19 protein-coding genes and 1 pseudogene are annotated in these 15,804 nt (G+C 61.5%); 6 read left to right on the top strand and 14 right to left on the bottom strand.

All coding sequences use genetic code 11. The features are described from left to right. Window positions 1-36: 36 nt before the first annotated feature. Window positions 37-1,224 (top strand): MFS transporter, encoded by a 1,188-nt coding sequence (locus WA225_RS24120; RefSeq protein ID WP_422609936.1) that lies wholly within the window; start codon window positions 37-39, stop codon window positions 1,222-1,224. A gap of 52 nt (window positions 1,225-1,276) precedes the next feature. Here WA225_RS24120 and WA225_RS24115 read toward each other — a convergent pair. Further along, window positions 1,277-1,576 (bottom strand): annotated as a pseudogene (locus WA225_RS24115) (type II toxin-antitoxin system HicB family antitoxin); the annotation flags it as partial. Between the two features lie 274 nt (window positions 1,577-1,850). Between WA225_RS24115 and WA225_RS24110 the strand changes: the two are divergent. From WA225_RS24110 to WA225_RS24100, 3 genes are all read left to right on the top strand, one after another. Continuing rightward, window positions 1,851-2,507, top strand: coding sequence for a peroxiredoxin-like family protein (locus WA225_RS24110; RefSeq protein WP_422609935.1), 657 nt, complete (start codon window positions 1,851-1,853; stop codon window positions 2,505-2,507). A gap of 25 nt (window positions 2,508-2,532) precedes the next feature. After that, window positions 2,533-3,252 (top strand): SDR family oxidoreductase, encoded by a 720-nt coding sequence (locus WA225_RS24105; protein ID WP_422609934.1) that lies wholly within the window; start codon window positions 2,533-2,535, stop codon window positions 3,250-3,252. A gap of 70 nt (window positions 3,253-3,322) precedes the next feature. Beyond that, window positions 3,323-4,201 carry a LysR family transcriptional regulator gene (locus WA225_RS24100; RefSeq protein WP_422609933.1) on the top strand — a complete coding sequence of 293 codons (879 nt, stop codon included), beginning with the start codon at window positions 3,323-3,325 and terminating at the stop codon, window positions 4,199-4,201. A 66-nt stretch (window positions 4,202-4,267) separates the two neighbouring features. Here the strand turns inward: WA225_RS24100 and WA225_RS24095 are convergent, their stop codons facing one another. The 10 genes from WA225_RS24095 to ccmA all read right to left on the bottom strand — a co-directional run bounded on the left by WA225_RS24095 (window position 4,268) and on the right by ccmA (window position 11,648). Continuing rightward, window positions 4,268-4,672 carry a hypothetical protein gene (locus tag WA225_RS24095; protein WP_422609932.1) on the bottom strand — a complete coding sequence of 135 codons (405 nt, stop codon included), beginning with the start codon at window positions 4,670-4,672 and terminating at the stop codon, window positions 4,268-4,270. 25 nt (window positions 4,673-4,697) lie between these two features. Next, the gene (ccmI, locus tag WA225_RS24090; protein ID WP_422609931.1) at window positions 4,698-5,900 is read right to left on the bottom strand and encodes a c-type cytochrome biogenesis protein CcmI; all 1,203 of its coding nucleotides are present in this window, start codon (window positions 5,898-5,900) and stop codon (window positions 4,698-4,700) included. Then, window positions 5,897-6,367 (bottom strand): cytochrome c-type biogenesis protein, encoded by a 471-nt coding sequence (locus WA225_RS24085; protein WP_422609930.1) that lies wholly within the window; start codon window positions 6,365-6,367, stop codon window positions 5,897-5,899. Before WA225_RS24085 ends, ccmI begins: the two co-directional genes overlap by 4 nt. Beyond that, window positions 6,364-6,900, bottom strand: coding sequence for a DsbE family thiol:disulfide interchange protein (locus WA225_RS24080; RefSeq protein ID WP_422609929.1), 537 nt, complete (start codon window positions 6,898-6,900; stop codon window positions 6,364-6,366). Before WA225_RS24080 ends, WA225_RS24085 begins: the two co-directional genes overlap by 4 nt. Continuing rightward, window positions 6,897-8,885 carry a heme lyase CcmF/NrfE family subunit gene (locus WA225_RS24075; protein WP_422609928.1) on the bottom strand — a complete coding sequence of 663 codons (1,989 nt, stop codon included), beginning with the start codon at window positions 8,883-8,885 and terminating at the stop codon, window positions 6,897-6,899. The genes WA225_RS24080 and WA225_RS24075 overlap by 4 nt, the downstream gene beginning before the upstream one ends. A 3-nt stretch (window positions 8,886-8,888) precedes the next feature. After that, complete coding sequence (ccmE, locus tag WA225_RS24070; RefSeq protein WP_034151526.1) at window positions 8,889-9,344, bottom strand: cytochrome c maturation protein CcmE; 456 nt, start codon at window positions 9,342-9,344, stop codon at window positions 8,889-8,891. Then, window positions 9,341-9,517, bottom strand: coding sequence for a heme exporter protein CcmD (gene ccmD / locus WA225_RS24065; protein WP_064117388.1), 177 nt, complete (start codon window positions 9,515-9,517; stop codon window positions 9,341-9,343). The genes ccmE and ccmD overlap by 4 nt, the downstream gene beginning before the upstream one ends. Next, window positions 9,514-10,269, bottom strand: coding sequence for a heme ABC transporter permease (locus WA225_RS24060; protein ID WP_016987487.1), 756 nt, complete (start codon window positions 10,267-10,269; stop codon window positions 9,514-9,516). The genes ccmD and WA225_RS24060 overlap by 4 nt, the downstream gene beginning before the upstream one ends. A gap of 78 nt (window positions 10,270-10,347) precedes the next feature. Next, a complete protein-coding gene (ccmB, locus tag WA225_RS24055) occupies window positions 10,348-11,016 on the bottom strand; it encodes a heme exporter protein CcmB (RefSeq protein WP_034151525.1) in 669 nt (222 codons plus the stop codon). Beyond that, on the bottom strand, window positions 11,013-11,648 hold the full coding sequence (ccmA, locus tag WA225_RS24050) for a cytochrome c biogenesis heme-transporting ATPase CcmA (RefSeq protein WP_422609927.1): 636 nt from the start codon (window positions 11,646-11,648) through the stop codon (window positions 11,013-11,015). The genes ccmB and ccmA overlap by 4 nt, the downstream gene beginning before the upstream one ends. Window positions 11,649-11,845: 197 nt before the next feature. Here ccmA and WA225_RS24045 point away from each other — a divergent pair, with 197 nt between their 5' ends. Together WA225_RS24045 and WA225_RS24040 are read left to right on the top strand one after the other, a co-directional pair. Beyond that, window positions 11,846-13,420, top strand: a complete 1,575-nt coding sequence (locus WA225_RS24045; protein ID WP_422609926.1) for a flagellar hook-length control protein FliK — start codon at window positions 11,846-11,848, stop codon at window positions 13,418-13,420. Beyond that, complete coding sequence (locus WA225_RS24040; RefSeq protein ID WP_422609925.1) at window positions 13,417-13,746, top strand: EscU/YscU/HrcU family type III secretion system export apparatus switch protein; 330 nt, start codon at window positions 13,417-13,419, stop codon at window positions 13,744-13,746. The genes WA225_RS24045 and WA225_RS24040 overlap by 4 nt, the downstream gene beginning before the upstream one ends. Window positions 13,747-13,869: 123 nt before the next feature. Here WA225_RS24040 and WA225_RS24035 read toward each other — a convergent pair whose 3' ends face one another. The 3 genes from WA225_RS24035 to WA225_RS24025 form a co-directional block, all read right to left on the bottom strand. Further along, complete coding sequence (locus tag WA225_RS24035; protein WP_422609924.1) at window positions 13,870-14,262, bottom strand: DUF2802 domain-containing protein; 393 nt, start codon at window positions 14,260-14,262, stop codon at window positions 13,870-13,872. Beyond that, a complete protein-coding gene (locus tag WA225_RS24030; protein ID WP_007919980.1) occupies window positions 14,263-14,748 on the bottom strand; it encodes a chemotaxis protein CheW in 486 nt (161 codons plus the stop codon). It abuts the gene before it with no gap. Window positions 14,749-14,838: 90 nt separating this feature from the next. Continuing rightward, entirely contained in the window at window positions 14,839-15,804 is a 966-nt protein-coding gene (locus tag WA225_RS24025) for a CheW domain-containing protein (protein WP_422609923.1), read from the bottom strand.

Genomic DNA, 15,804 nt, shown 5'->3' with positions numbered 1-15,804 from the left:
CTCACCGCACTCCCTTTCGCTGGATCGAGAAACCTTATGACCACCACCACTCACGCAATGACCCGAGGCATGGTGCTGCTGTTCGCCTTCTGCTGCGGCGCCATCATTGCCAACATCTACTACGCACAGCCGATCATCGGCCTGATCGCACCGGACATTGGCCTCTCCGACACCATGGCCAGCTTCATCGTCTCGCTGACGCAGATCGGTTATGCGCTGGGCCTGTTCTTTCTGGTGCCACTGGGCGATCTGCTGGAAAACCGCCGGTTGATGATCATCACCACCGTGGTGGCGATTGCCAGCCTGTTGGCGGCGGCGTTTACCGATCAGCCGAACGTGTTCCTGCTGATCTCGTTATTGGTGGGCTTCAGTTCGGTGTCGGTGCAGATTCTGATTCCTTTGGCCGCACACCTCGCGCCGGAAGAATCCCGTGGCCGGGTGGTCGGCGGGATCATGGGCGGTCTGCTGCTGGGCATTCTGCTGGCACGGCCGGTGTCGAGCGTGGTCGCCGACCACTTGGGCTGGCGCGCGATGTTCATGATTGCCGCTGCACTGATGGCGGCGATCAGCGTGGTACTGGCGTTGACCGTGCCCAAGCGCCAGCCGGATCACAGCGCCACGTATGGCCAGCTGATCGGTTCGTTGTGGACACTCTTGCGTCAGCAACCGGTACTGCGTCAGCGCGCGTTTTATCAGGGCTGTATGTTCGCTACCTTCAGCCTGTTCTGGACCGCGGTGCCGCTGGAACTGGCGCGCAACCATGGCCTGTCGCAAAGCGAAATTGCGATTTTTGCGCTGGTCGGTGCCATCGGTGCCATCGCCGCGCCGATCAGCGGACGTCTGGCTGACGCTGGCCATACCCGCATCGCCTCGCTGCTGGCGATGATATTTGCCAGCCTGAGCTTCCTGCCGGCGTTCATTCACCCCGCCTATAGCGTCATCGGCCTCGCCGTGACCGGCGTGGTGCTCGACTTCTGCGTGCAGATGAACATGGTCCTCGGGCAACGCGCGGTCTACTCGCTGGACGCCAAAAGCCGTGGTCGTCTGAACGCGCTGTACATGACCAGCATCTTTATCGGCGGCGCCTTCGGCTCGTCGGTGGCCAGTGCGGTGTATGAGCATGGCGGCTGGTTGTGGATCGTGATTGTCGGCAGTGCGTTCCCGCTGTTGGCGTTGTTGCGGTTTTTGAGTGCTTCGCAGCGTGGTTCATTGGCAACGGCGTAAGGTGGCAAAAGCTTCGCGAGCAGGCTCTCCCACAGGTTATTCATTTAGCCAGGGGGAGCGTCACGTTGACCTTTTCGGTCTCGTCGAGATACGGCGAGATATCCAGCTTCAGCATACCCCAGCCCATCTCGGCGAACTGCGGATTACTGCGATGGGCGGATGCCGGTGTCGGCATAGGAATCGACTCTCCGTTCGCCGCAATCTCTTGCAGCCTGATGTGGGCGATTTCAACCGCCGCATTGTAGGCATCTTCAAAGCTGTCCCCTGCCGTAACGGCGCCAGGAATATCAGGGATCTGAATACCGACGGCAGTGTTCTCGTCTCCCCATTCGATACAAATTGGATATTGCATTACCGATCTCCTTTAACGGGCTGGCTGGATGAGCAACTGGCTACTGGCTACTGGCGCGCCGAAGAGCCTGAACAACGAGATCTCCGTACTCAACTTCGTGCATAACAGCACAGAAAATATAAAGAACGATGGACGGTTGTTTTACCGAATGTGATGAGCCCTACCCATTCCCCCCGAGCATAAATGCTATGCCCCGCACCTGCGTTCCCCTACGCGCGCCTGACGGTCACTCTTGAAACCAGCCACTAACGGCGCTTCTTCAGGACTTTCGATCATGACCCTGCAAGCACAACTCGATGCCTTCAAAGCCGACTTCAAGGCTGGCAAACCGCCTTATAACGCCCCGGCCGACATTCACCCGGTGATGGAACGCGCCACCGCCGAACTGATCGCCTCTGGCGCCGCCAGTCGAGCCTTGAAAGTCGGCGATACGGCACCGCTGTTCACCCTCAAAGATCCCGAGGGGCATCCGGTCTCGTCTGCCGATCGGCTGGCACAAGGGCCTTTGGTGCTGACGTTTTATCGTGGCGTCTGGTGCCCGTACTGCAACATGGAGTTGCAGGCGTTGCAGGCGTTTCTGCCTGAGATTGAAAACAACGGGGCGAGCCTTTTGGCGATTTCACCGCAGATCGCCGCCAACAGCCGCAAGTCGCAGCGCATCAATGAACTGCAATTCCCGATCCTCAGCGACCCGCGCAATGACGTCCCGGCAGCCTTCGGGTTGCGCTTCGAACTGCCGCCCTACCTGATCGAGCTGTACAAGAATCTGCGCAATGACCTGCCGACCTTCAACGATGATCCGGCCTGGACCTTGCCGATGCCGGCGCGTTATGTGATCGGTCAGGATGGCGTGATTCGTTACGCCGAGGTCAACCCGGATTACACTCAGCGTCCCGAGCCTGACGCGATGCTGGATGCATTGCGTGGCTGATCCGATTGAAAGCCCTGGAGTTGCCATGACCCGACGTACTTTCCTCATCACCGGCGCCAGCAAAGGCATTGGCCGGGCGCTGGCCGAACATCTGGACCGCGCCGGGCATCGCGTGGTGGGGATTGCTCGCCAGCCGGACTTGAGCTTTCCGGGCATTCTGTTTCCGCTGGATCTGAGCGATCGCAAGTTGACGGGCGAAGTGCTGGCGGAGTTGGCGCGCACGTATGAGTTCGACGGGCTGGTAAACAACGTCGGGCTGGTGCGCCCGCAGGCGCTGGGCGATATCGATCTGGACGCCTTCGACGAGGTGATGCGGCTGAATCTGCATTCCGCGTTGCAGGCGACCCAGGCATTGTTGCCGGGAATGCGCACGCGCGGTTGGGGTCGGGTGGTGAACATTTCCAGCCTGACGGTGTTGGGCATCACCCAGCGCACGGCGTATGCGGCAGCGAAAGCGGCGCTGGTCAGTTTCACCCGCTCGTGGGCGCTGGAGCTGGCGCAGACCGGAATCACCGTGAACGCCGTGGCACCGGGGCCGACCGAGACAGAGCTGTTCCGTGCCAATAATCCGCCGGGCAGCGAAGGTGAGGCGCGCTATCTGGCCGGGGTGCCAATGGGGCGACTCGGACAACCGGAGGAGATTGCCTCGGCGATTGCGTTTCTGCTTTCGGAGCAAAGCGGCTTCATCACCGGGCAAACCCTGTTTGTCGATGGCGGCGCCTCAGTCGGCAAAGCCGCATTCTAATCAACAACAAAAATCCCCTGTAGGCCTTCGCCTACAGGGGTTCAACCTCAAGATTGCGCAAGGACATGAGATGGACCGCCTCGCCGCCATGGAAACCTTCGTCTGCGTCGTCGAAACCGGCTCGTTTTCCGCCGCTGCCCGGCGCCTGAACATCGGTCAGCCCGCCGTATCGAAAACCATCGCGCATCTGGAAAAACGCCTGACCGTCAGCCTGCTCCTGCGCTCGACCCGAGGCCTGACCCCGACCGAAGCCGGACTGGCCTTTTTCGAACGCGCCAAACGCTCACTCGAAGAAGCCGACGAGGCCGACAACGCTGCCCGAGGCACCGCCGGCGGTCTGAGCGGCCACATGCGCATCAGCGCCGCCGTGACCTTCGGCCGCCTGCACATCGTGCCGCAACTGGGGGCCTTCCTCGATCAGCATCCACAACTGAACATCGACTTGATGCTCGACGACCGCAACATCAATCTGGTCGAAGAAGGCATCGACGTGGCCCTGCGCATGGGCGCGCTCACCGATTCGGGCCTGACCGCGCGCAAGATCGCCGACTGCCACCGTGTGGTCCTCGGCACGCCGGCCTACTTTGCCAGGCACGGCGAGCCGAACTGCCCCGCCGAATTGAGCAAACATCAGGCGGTCGTCTACAACCTCGGCGGCGGCACCACTTGGGAGTTCGCCAAAGGTTCTGAAAAACAATCCGTCATCATCAGCGGACGCCTGCGCGTCAGCGCGGCCGAAGGTGTACGCGAAGCCGTACTGGCCGATCAGGGCCTGACCCTCGCCTCCGAATGGATGTTCGCCCCGGAACTGGCCAGCGGCGCAGTGAAAACCGTCATGCACGACTGGACCCTGCCCGATCTGGATTTGTGGGCGGTGTTTCCAACCGGGAGAATGGCCAGTGCCAAGGCACGGGCGTTTGTTGAGTATGTGCAGGGGCTTCTGACCTAGCGATTGCCCGTGAATATTTTCAAACGACAGACAACAAAACGGCGATCCAAGGATCGCCGTTTGCATTCACTGCCCGAATTGCTTGCCCAACCCCGGCGGCACGCCGTGGATGTTGGTGTCTTCCCACGGGCCGTTGGGGCTGACCGAGCGGCTCCAGCCGTTGTTCCAGCGGTAGTAGGTGCGCTGGCGGTAGAAGGTGTTGGGCTGGTCGTCGAGGACGTAGACGCCGAGTTTCTGATCCCAGTGGCTGTTGCCGCCCGGTGGCGGGGCGAAGCTGGCCGAGGTGCGCGGGACCGGTTTGGCCGGTTTTGCCGGGATGCTTTTGCCTGGGGTTGGCGAGGTCGACGGCGTCGGGCTCGGTTGCGACGGCGGAATCGGCGGCAGGTTGGTGGTCGGTTCCGGGCGTTGCACCGCACATGCACTCAAGCCCAGGGCCAGTGTGAGGACTGTGATTCGGGCGATGGTGTGCATGGCGGTGCTTTCCTGTTGTGTCCGGCTATTTGTCCGGGCTGTCGATGGTCAGTTTTTGTAACGCGGTGGTGCCGCTGGCCAGAGGCCCGCTGCGACCGACCCACTCGCCGGCCGTCGGTTGGCCGGCGCGGGAGATGCGCGCAACCAGTTGGACTTCAGGGAAGTTCGACAGTTTCAACTGCGGCATCATTGCATCAGCGTCGCCCAGTTCGACGGTCACCGGCAGGTCAGCCACGGTCAGGCGCTTGGCGGCCAGCGGTGCCGGCGGGCCGGAGGTGGCGCGGGCGAAGATGAACACGCTGTCGCCCGGCTGCACTTTGCTTCGCAGTTCGCTGGCCAGATTGACGCTGACTTTCAACAGCGCGGCTTTCGCGGCGACCGGTGCCTCAGCGACCTTGCCGCCGCTGGCCTCCAGACGTTCGGCGGCGCGCTTGATCCCGCCTTGCAGCGCAGCGCGGGAACTGTCGTCCGGTGGCAATTGTGCGAGCAGACGATTCCAGTAATCGATGGCTTGCTGATAGCGCTCGCCTTCAAACGCGGCGATACCGAGCAGGCCGAGACTAGTGACTTCTTTCGGATCGGCTTTCAGCGCTTCATCAGTCAGCGCCTGTATTTTCGCCGACCACTTCTTGCCGTCAGCAAAGTACTGCGCCTGCGCCCACTGGCCGAGCAGTTCCGGTTGACGACCGGCCAGATTGGCCGCGCGTTCGAACATCTTCGCCGCGTCCGCCGGGCGCTCTTGCGCCATGTAGGTACGACCGAGGAAATACAGGCCTTCGGCAGAATCCGGTTGCGCCGCGACGGCACGTTCCAGACGCTGGGTCATTTCTTCCATCGACTGCGGTGCCTGGGCGAATTCGCGGGTCAGTTCAACCTTGTCGGCAGCACCGAAGTGCATGTACAGACCCAGGCCCAGCACCGGCACCAACACAGCCGCCAGCAACGGCAACGGTTTGCCCAATCGCGAAACGCGCGCTGCGGCAACACCTTCGGTATCGGCCAGCAACTCGCGTGCAGCCTCGGCACGGCCGCTGTCCATTTGCGCCGCGTCGAGCACGCCTTCAGCCTGTTGCGATTGCAACTCGGCGACACGCTCCTGATACAGCGCGACGTTCAGGGCAGTGCGATCCTCTTCACGCTGGGCGCGACGCTCACGCAAAACCGGGATCAGCAAAAAACTCAGGGCGACCAGAAGCAACAGCCCTGCGGCAAGCCAGAAATCAATCATTCTTGGTTTTTATCCAACAGTTGGTCGAGGCGCTGACGCTCATCGGCGCTAAGCGATTGCGGGGTTTCGGCGCGCTGGCCGCGACGACGGCGGACGATCACCGCGATCACCACCAGACCTCCGAGCAGCAGACCGGCCGGGCCGAACCACAGCAGTGCGGTCTTGGCATTGAGCGCCGGTTTGTAGCGGACGAAATCACCGTAGCGATCGACCATGAAATCGATGATCTGCTGGTTGTCCTTGCCCTCGCCGAGCATGCGGAAAATCTCTTTGCGCAGGTCAGCGGCAATCGGTGCGTTGGAGTCGGCGATGTCCTGGTTCTGGCACTTGGGGCAGCGCAGTTCCTTGGTCAGTTCGCGAAAACGCTCGCGGTCGCCTTCTTTGGCGAACTCATACGTATCGATGGCGGCATGAGCGACACCGGCCAGACTCAAGCCCAATACCACAGCGGCTAAAAAACGCTTCATGGCTTGGCCTCATCGACCAGTGCCTGGTACTTGGCGGCGAGTTTTTCGCGCCAGACTTGTTCGTCAATCACGCCGACGTACTTGTCGCGGATGATGCCCTTGGCGTCGATGAAGAAGGTTTCCGGCGCGCCGTAGACACCGAGGTTCAGGCCCAGCGAGCCTTCGTCGTCGCGGATATCCAGCACGTACGGGTTGTGGAATTCGGCCAGCCACTTCAAGGCATCGGCGTTGGTGTCCTTGTAGTTGATGCCGTAGATCAGCACGCCACGCTCGGCCAGTTTGTTCAGCACCGGATGCTCGACCCGGCAGGAAATGCACCAGGTGCCCCAGACGTTGACCAACGCCGGTTTGCCAAGAATGTCAGCCTTGGTCAGGCGCTTGTCACCCTGCACGTTCGGCAGGGAAAACTCCGGGAACGGCTTATTGATCATCGCCGACGGCAACTCCGCCGGATCGAGGTACAGACCGCGATAAAGAAACACCGCCACCAGCAGGAAAATCGCCAGTGGTACCAGCATCAACCAACGTCTCATGCAGCCGCTCCCGTCATGCCCAGCGCTTCACGCACCTTGGCTTTCACCTTGACCCGATACCGTCGATCCAACGCCGCGAGCAAACCACCGAAACCTGTGAGCAGACCGCCGAACCAGATCCAGCGCACGAACGGCTTGACGTGCACGCGCACGGCCCACGCGCCATTTTCCAGCGGTTCGCCGAGGGCGACGTAAAGGTCACGGGTGAAACCGGCATCGATGCCGGCCTCGGTCATCATCGAACTCTGCACGGTGTACAGGCGTTTTTCCGGGTGCAACACGCTGATTTCCTTGCCGTCGCGGATCACGCGAATGGTGCCCTTGTCGGAGGTGAAGTTCGGCCCTTCGAAGTGCTTGGCGCCTTCGAAAATGAAGTGATAACCGGCCAGGTCCATCGATTCGCCCGGCGCCAGACGCAGGTCGCGTTCGGCACTGTTCTGGCTCGACAACACCACGCCCAGCGCGCAAACAGCGATGCCGAGGTGGGCGATCTGCATGCCCCAATAGCTGCGGGTCAATGTCGGCAGACCTTTGATAAGGCCTTTGTGGCGGGTCTTGTCGACGATGTCGCGCGCACCGGCGAGCAACACCCACGCGGCCAGCAGGAAGGTCGCGATCACCGCCCAGTTGAAATCGCCGTAAGCGACACCGGCCACCACCGCCAGCGCAACGCTGCCGAGCAGCACTGGCGTGAGCATGCCGGCCAGCCACTTCACCGGCGTGTCCTTCCAACGGACGATCACACCGACCGCCATCACCATCATCAGCAGCGCCATCAACGGAATGAACAGCGCATTGAAGTACGGCGGGCCAACCGACATTTTGGCGCCGCTGAGGGCATCGAGAATCAGCGGGTACAGCGTGCCGAGCAGGATCATCGACGCCGCCACCACCAGCACCAGGTTGTTGCCCAGCAGCAGGGTTTCGCGCGACCACAGGTTGAAACCGACCTGACTCTTGACCACTGGCGCGCGCAGGGCGAACAGCGTCAGCGAGCCACCCACCACGAACAGCAGGAAAATCAGGATGAACACGCCGCGCTCAGGGTCCGAGGCAAACGCATGCACCGACGTCAGCACGCCGGAACGTACGAGGAAGGTACCAAGCAGGCTCAGCGAGAACGCAGCAATCGCCAACAACACCGTCCAGCTCTTGAACACGCCACGTTTTTCCGTGACCGCCAGCGAGTGAATCAGCGCGGTGCCGACCAGCCAAGGCATGAAGGAAGCGTTTTCCACCGGGTCCCAGAACCACCAGCCGCCCCAGCCGAGTTCGTAATACGCCCACCACGAACCGAGGGTGATGCCGATGCCGAGGAAAGCCCAGGCGACAATCGTCCACGGACGCGACCAGCGCGCCCACGCCGCATCGAGTCGACCGCCCATCAACGCGGCAATGGCGAAGGCGAACGCCACCGAAAAGCCGACGTAGCCCATGTACAGCATCGGCGGGTGAACGATCAGGCCGATGTCTTGCAGCAAGGGGTTGAGGTCAGCGCCGTTGCTCGGCATTTGCGGCAGGATGCGTTTGAACGGGTTGGACGTAAGGATCAGAAACAGCAGGAAACCGGTGCTGATCATGCCCATCACCGCCAGCACGCGCGCCAGCATGACTTGCGGCAACTGCCGGGAGAATACCGAGACGGCAAACGTCCAGCCGCCGAGAATCAGCGCCCACAGCAGCAATGAACCTTCGTGGGCACCCCACACCGCGCTGAATTTGTAGTACCACGGCAAAGCCGTGTTGGAGTTGTTGGCCACGTAGGCGACGGAGAAATCGTCAACCATGAAGGCGTAGGTCAAGGCCCCGAAAGCGAATAGCAAAAAGGCAAACTGCCCCCACGCGGCTGGCTGGGCCAGACTCATCCAGAAACGATCACCGCGCCAGGCGCCAATCAATGGCACCACGGCCTGCACCAGCGCAAAACACAGCGCCAGAATCATCGCCAGATGGCCCAACTCAGGAATAAAAATCGCCGACGTCATGGATCAACCCTCCTTCGCAGGTGTTGGGGCGGATTGACCGCTGTCTTTCAAGGCTTTGGTCACTTCCGGCGGCATGTACTTCTCGTCGTGCTTGGCCAGCACTTCATCGGCCACCACCACGCCGTCGGCGTTGAGCTTGCCGAGGGCGACGATGCCCTGCCCTTCGCGGAACAGATCCGGAAGAATGCCGCGATAGGCGATGGTCACGGATTTATTGAAGTCGGTGACAACGAATTTGACGTCGAGGGAATCCGGCGAACGTTGCAGCGAACCCTTCTCGACCATGCCACCGGCGCGGATGCGCGTGTCTTGCGGTGCTTCGCCGTTGGCGATCTGGGTCGGCGTATAGAACAGATTGATGTTCTGCTGCAGGGCGCTGAGGGCCAGGCCGACGGCAGCGCCGACCCCGACCAGAATGGCCAGAATGATGATCAGACGTTTCTTGCGCAGCGGATTCACTTGCCGTTCTCCCGGCGCAGACGACGCGCCTCTTGTTGCAGATACCGCTTGCGGGCCAGAACCGGCGCCGCCACGTTGAAGGCCAATACCGCCAGACAGATGCCGTAGGCCGACCAGACATACAGGCCATGATGGCCCATGGCGAGGAAGTCGCCGAATGAAGCAAAACTCATCGAGCGGCCTCCAGGCTGTGCTGCACTTCTTCTTTCACCCAACTGGCGCGGGCTTCGCGCTTGAGCACTTCAAGACGCATGCGCAGCAACAGCACGGCGCCGAAGAAACAGTAGAAACCCAGCACCGTCAGCAACAGCGGCAGCCACATCTCGGCGGGCATTGCCGGTTTTTCGGTGAGGGTGAAAGTCGCGCCCTGGTGCAGGGTGTTCCACCACTCCACCGAGTATTTGATGATCGGGATGTTGATCACGCCGACGATGGCCAGCACCGCGCAGGCCTTGGCGGCGCTGTCGCGGTTGCTGATGGCATTGCCCAGCGCGATCACGCCGAAATACAGGAACAGCAGAATCAGCATCGAGGTCAGGCGCGCATCCCAGACCCACCACGAACCCCAGGTCGGTTTGCCCCAGATCGCCCCGGTGACCAGCGCCACGGCAGTCATCCACGCACCGATAGGCGCGGCGCATTGCAGGGCGACGTCAGCCAGTTTCATTTTCCACACCAGCCCGACCACACCGCACACCGCGAGCATCACGTAGATCGACTGAGCGAGCATCGCGGCAGGTACGTGGATATAGATGATGCGAAAGCTGTTGCCTTGCTGATAATCCGGCGGTGCGAAGGCCAGGCCCCAAACGACGCCGACGCCAATCAACAGCAACGCTGCGATGCTCAACCATGGCAGGAACTTGCTGCTGATGCCGTAGAACCACTTGGGCGAGCCGAGCTTGTGAAACCAGGTCCAGTTCATACTGTTTCCATCACGGGTGCCGCTCATCGGTGTGAGCAGTCTCAGGGTCTTTGCTGGTTAAATTTTAACCAGACCTCATTATTCGCCGACGCTGATCTTCAGGCCAGCAGCTATTGCAAAAGGTGTCAGGGTGATCGCCAGGGCGGTCAGGCTACCAAGCCACAGCAAATACCCGGTCGCCGGCATGCCTTGGAGGGCTGCCTGCAAGGCGCCACTGCCAAGGATCAACACCGGGATGTACAACGGCAGAATCAGCAGCGCCAGCAACAGGCCGCCGCGTTTCAAACCGACCGTCAGTGCCGCGCCCACCGCGCCGAGCAAGCTCAGCACCGGTGTACCCAGCAACAACGAAAGCAGCAAAACCGGCAGGCAGGCGACAGGCAAACCGAGCATCAATGCCAGCAACGGTGAGAGCAAAACCAGTGCCAGACCGGAGAAAAGCCAGTGTGCCAGTACCTTGGCCAATACCAGAAGTGGTAGCGGGTGCGACGAAAGGACCCACTGTTCCAGGGACCCGTCTTCGAAATCACTGCGGAAAAGCCCGTCCAGCGAGAGCAGGACCGACAAAAGCGCCGCCACCCAGACTAACCCGGGGGACAGGTTTTGCAACACTTGAGTTTCCGGGCCGACGGCCAGCGGGAACAAAGCGATGACGATGGCGAAGAAAATCAGCGGATTGGCCAGCTCCGCCGGGCGGCGAAACAGCAGTCGGGATTCACGGGCAACCAGCAGGCCAAAGACACTCATACTGCCCAGTTCCCCAGATCGATGTCGCGATAACCGGCCGGCATCCGGCTCAGCGTGTGGTGCGTGGTCAACACCACCAGACCGCCGCGCTCGCAGTGCCCGGCCAGGTGTTCTTCGAGTTGCGCCACGCCCTGCTTGTCCAGGGCGGTAAACGGCTCATCGAGAATCCACAGCGGCGGGCTGTCCAGATACAACCGCGCCAGCGCCACGCGGCGTTGCTGACCGGCGGAAAGACTGTGGCAGGGAACATCTTCGAAACCGCGCAATCCTACCGCTGCCAGGGCTTGCCAGATCGCATCGCGTTCGGCGGGATGATGCAGGGCGCAGAGCCACGACAGGTTTTCTTCCGGGGTCAGCAGATCCTTGATCCCGGCCGCGTGGCCGATCCACAGCAGGTTGCGTGCGAGTTCGCTGCGCTGTTCGGTCAGCGGCTGACCATTGAGCAGCACCTGACCGTCGGTCGGCTGCATCAGCCCGGCCAACAAACGCAATAAACTGGTTTTGCCGCTGCCGTTGGGCCCGCTGATCTGCACCATATCGCCACTGGCCAGTCTCAATTCGAGATTTTCGAAGAGCAGCCGCAGATCACGTTCACACGCGAGGGCAACGGTTTGCAGGACAGGACTGGTCAAGGGATCACGGGCCTTATACGGTTCAAGTCGGCTCTGACGCGGCCGTTAAAGAGATGCAGCATAGATGCATTGCCGGCTCGATCTAGAGAGCTGGGTCAAACAATTGCTATGTTTTTTATTCGAAGCGCAAGACAGGCGGCATTATACATGTCGTGCCTTACTCTCAAGAGTGCATTTTCCTCAGGTTGTGTCCGCGTATGACAGGCGAAATGAACATCCTCCCGCTCCCGCCCACCACCCCGGCGACCGTTCGCCCGCAGGTCGGTGAGCTGCTCAAGTTGCTGACCCCGGTCGAAGGCTTGATCGGCGCCGGGCAGAGCGCCAAAGCCGAGGTGTTGTCGCTCAAGCAGGCGGATCAGACCTTTCAACTGTTGCTCAAAGTGACGCTGGACGGCGGCCGTCAAACCACGGTGCAGGCGACCAGCAATCTGCCGTTGCCGCAAGGCACCAGCCTGGCGATCACTCAGCCATCGGCGGGCAACCTGGCGATCACCGTGCAACAAGCCATCGCCAGCAGCGTTGCCACGCTGACGCGTATCGATACCGCGCAATTGCCGGTCGGCACCCTGCTGCAAGGCAAAGTGCTGACCTCGCAGGCGCTGCCGCAGACGCCGGGGCAAGCGGCGGTGTTTCGCTCGCTGGTCAGTTTGCTCAACACCGCGCAGAGCGGCAGCACCCTGACCATCGACAGCCCGCAACCGCTGCGCATCGGCACCCTGCTCTCGGCGCTGGTCGAAGATGCACAGACCCTGAAATTCCTGCCGATGAGCAGCCGCCAGGAACAACTGGCCGTGAGTCAGCAACTGCTCGGCCAACAAAGTCGTCAGGCGTCCCTGACAGGCTTGTTGAACGCATTGCAAAACCTGCCGAGCGATACCGATCAGACCTCGCAGGATCTGCGCGCAGTGGTCGACAAGTTGCTCGCCAGCCTGCCCGACGTGCAGCAACTGAGCACCGCCAAAGGCGTCGCGCTGGCGCTGGCCAACAGCGGGGTGTTTCTCGAAGCCAAACTGCTGACCGGGCAGAACCCGACACTGGCGCCGGACATGAAAGCCGACCTGCTCAAACTGATCGCGCAACTGACCCCGGGCCTGCCGAGCAGCACCAGTTTCAACGCGATCATCGCCGCCAACACCCTGGCGCAAGCGCTGCCGAGTTTCGTCCGTAACGCCCTCGGCATGCTCGGTCAGGTCAGCGCCAAACCGCTGCCGAGCAGCTTCCCGCTGCCCGACCGCTTGCTGCAAAGCCTGGAAGGCGAAGGCGATCTGGAACAGTTGCTGCGCCTCGCCGCCGCCGCTGTTTCGCGCCTGCAAAGCCATCAACTATCGAGCCTGGAACAGACCGGCGTCACTGACGACGGGCGCCTGCTCAGCACCTGGCAGTTGGAAATCCCCATGCGCAACCTGCAGGACATCGTGCCGTTGCAGGTCAAGTTCCAGCGTGAAGAAGCGCCAGAGCGTGAACCGCAGCCAAACGAACGTCGCGATGAGCGCGAGCCCAAGCAACAACTGTGGCGCGTCGATCTGGCGTTCGACATGGAACCGCTCGGGCCGATGCAGATTCAGGCGCAACTGATCGCCGGCAGCCTGTCCAGCCAACTGTGGGCCGAACGGCCGTACACCGCCGACCTGATCGAAAACAACCTGTTCGCCCTGCGCCAGCGCCTGCTTGATCGCGGGCTCAACGTCGGCGACATCGACTGCCACCTCGGCACCCCGCCGCAAGGCAACCAAACCCGTCTCGAACACCGCTGGGTCGACGAAACCGCATGAACGATTCCACTGCCCCACGCCAGGCCATCGCCCTCAAATACGACGGCAACCACGCGCCAAGCCTCACCGCCAAAGGTGATGACGAACTGGCCGAAGAAATCCTGCGCATTGCTCGCGATTGCGAAGTGCCGATCTATGAAAACGCCGAGCTGGTGCGGCTGTTGGCGCGGATGGAATTGGGCGACAGCATTCCCGAGGAGTTGTACCGGACGATCGCCGAGATCATTGCGTTTGCGTGGAATCTGAAGGGCAAATTCCCCGAGGGGCAGGATCCGAATGCGCCGATGGTCGAGAAGGATGTAACCGATCGCGGGGATGATTACTGATCGTTCCCACGCTCTGCGTGGGAATGCCGCCCGTGACGCTCTGCGTCACATTTCACAGGCGGAACGCGGAGCGTCCCAAGATGCATTCCCACGCAGAGCGTAGGAACGATCCCGGTACGACAATCAGCTCTTGTGCAACTTGCGCATCAACTCCGCCTCAGCCTGGGTCAACCCGCAGGACTGAGTCAGTTCATCGACGCTCGCGCCCATGCCCACCAGTTTCGCCGCTTGGGCGAACGACAGGCTCGACGGGTCGCGCTGTTCCAGCGCGACAATCTTGTCCGGCAACGGACTCACCACCGCGCGCAACTCGTGCAGGGCGTCGCCCATGCGCACGTTGCCGTTCTGGTAGTCGTCGACACGCTTGGCCAGGTCCTTGATGCGCTGATCACGCAGCGCATCGCCCTGGGCCTGTTGCGCAGCGATCACCCGCTGCGCCTTGATGTACGACACAAACATTGCCAGCGTGCCTGCCCAGAAGAGGAACAGGACAATGACCGCGACTTCGAGAATCAATCAGATGTTCTCCAGATCCGACCATTCTTCTTCGCTCATCATCTTGTCCAGCTCGACCAGGATCAGCAACTCGTTGTTCTTGTTGCACACGCCCTGGATGAACTTGGCCGACTCTTCGTTGCCGACGTTCGGCGCCGTCTCGATTTCCGACTGACGCAGGTAAACCACTTCGGCCACGCTGTCGACCATGATGCCGACGACTTGCTTGTCGGCTTCGATGATGACGATACGGGTGTTGTCGCTGATCTCGCCGCTGTTCAGGCCGAAGCGCTGACGGGTGTCGATCACGGTGACCACGTTACCGCGCAGGTTGATGATGCCCAGCACGTAGCTTGGCGCGCCCGGCACCGGAGCGATCTCGGTGTAGCGCAGCACTTCCTGAACGCGCATCACGTTGATGCCGTAGGTTTCGTTGTCCAGTTTGAAGGTCACCCATTGCAGGATCGGATCTTCAGAACCTTTTGCATTCGTCGCCTGACTACTCATACCCTGACCCCTCGAAAAAACCGCTCTGGGCGGTGTGTGTTCTGTGTGGCGGCATTCAACAATGCCGTCGCCTGATTGTTATGTCGGCTGCTATGTCGGTTTATGTAGCGGCTTGTGGCCGCCGAGGTGCTTTGCCCCACCGCTGGCGATCAACTCGGCCAGTGCGGAAACGTCAAGCAATGCACACATGTGCTCAATCACCGTGCCGGCGAGCCATGGCCGCTGACCCCGGTGACTTCTCCATTTGATTTCATTCGGGTCCAGACGCAACGAGCGGCTGACCTGATGCACCGCCAGCCCCCACTCGTAACCTTGTACCGAAATCACGTACTGCAGGCCCTGACGGAAGTCATCGCGATAGCGATCCGGCATGACCCAGCGCGCGGTGTCCAACACTTTCAAATTACCGGCCTGGCTCGGCAGGATCCCGAGAAACCATTCCGGCTGACCGAACAGCGGCGTCAGCTCGTGGCCGGCCAGCGAATAGATCGAGCCGAGGCACACCAGCGGCACCGCCAGGGTCAGCCCGGCGACGTCGAACAGCAGGCATTCGAACGCTTCCGAGGCCCAGGCCGGGCGGCCGTCGGTTTCCACCGGTGGCGGCGTGTTGTTCGGCGGCAGATGGACTTCCACCAGCGGCGGCACCAGTGTCTGCTCGACAGGTGCGGGCGCGGGTGCAACTGGAGCCGGAGCCGGTTCGACCACCGCCGGCTCCGGCGCAGTTTTCAGCAATTGGGTTTGCAGCAACGGCGCCAAAGTCGAAACCGACGCGCGAACCGGCTCGGCTTCTTCAATCAATGCCACCGGTGCCTTGGCGACCGCTGCGGCGGCAGGCGCAACAACCGGGGCGACAGGCTTGGCAGCCTTCTGTGCATCACGCGCCTGCTCTTCCAGTACCGCAGCCTGAAATTCGTCCAGCGCCTGGGTGCTTTCCACAACGTCAGGCTGCGCCTCGATGACCGGCGGCAGCTCCTCGGGAATCTCCTGCAGCAAGTTATCCAGATAAGACTGCAACGCCAATTGCGGGCGCGAGGTGAGCTTGACGGGACGGTTCAT

The sequence above is a fragment of the Pseudomonas sp. genome, from assembly GCF_049300855.1.
Taxonomy (GTDB): Bacteria; Pseudomonadota; Gammaproteobacteria; order Pseudomonadales; family Pseudomonadaceae; genus Aquipseudomonas.
Note: the sequence above shows the minus strand (reverse complement) of the source record. Positions and strands in the feature narration are given on the sequence as shown.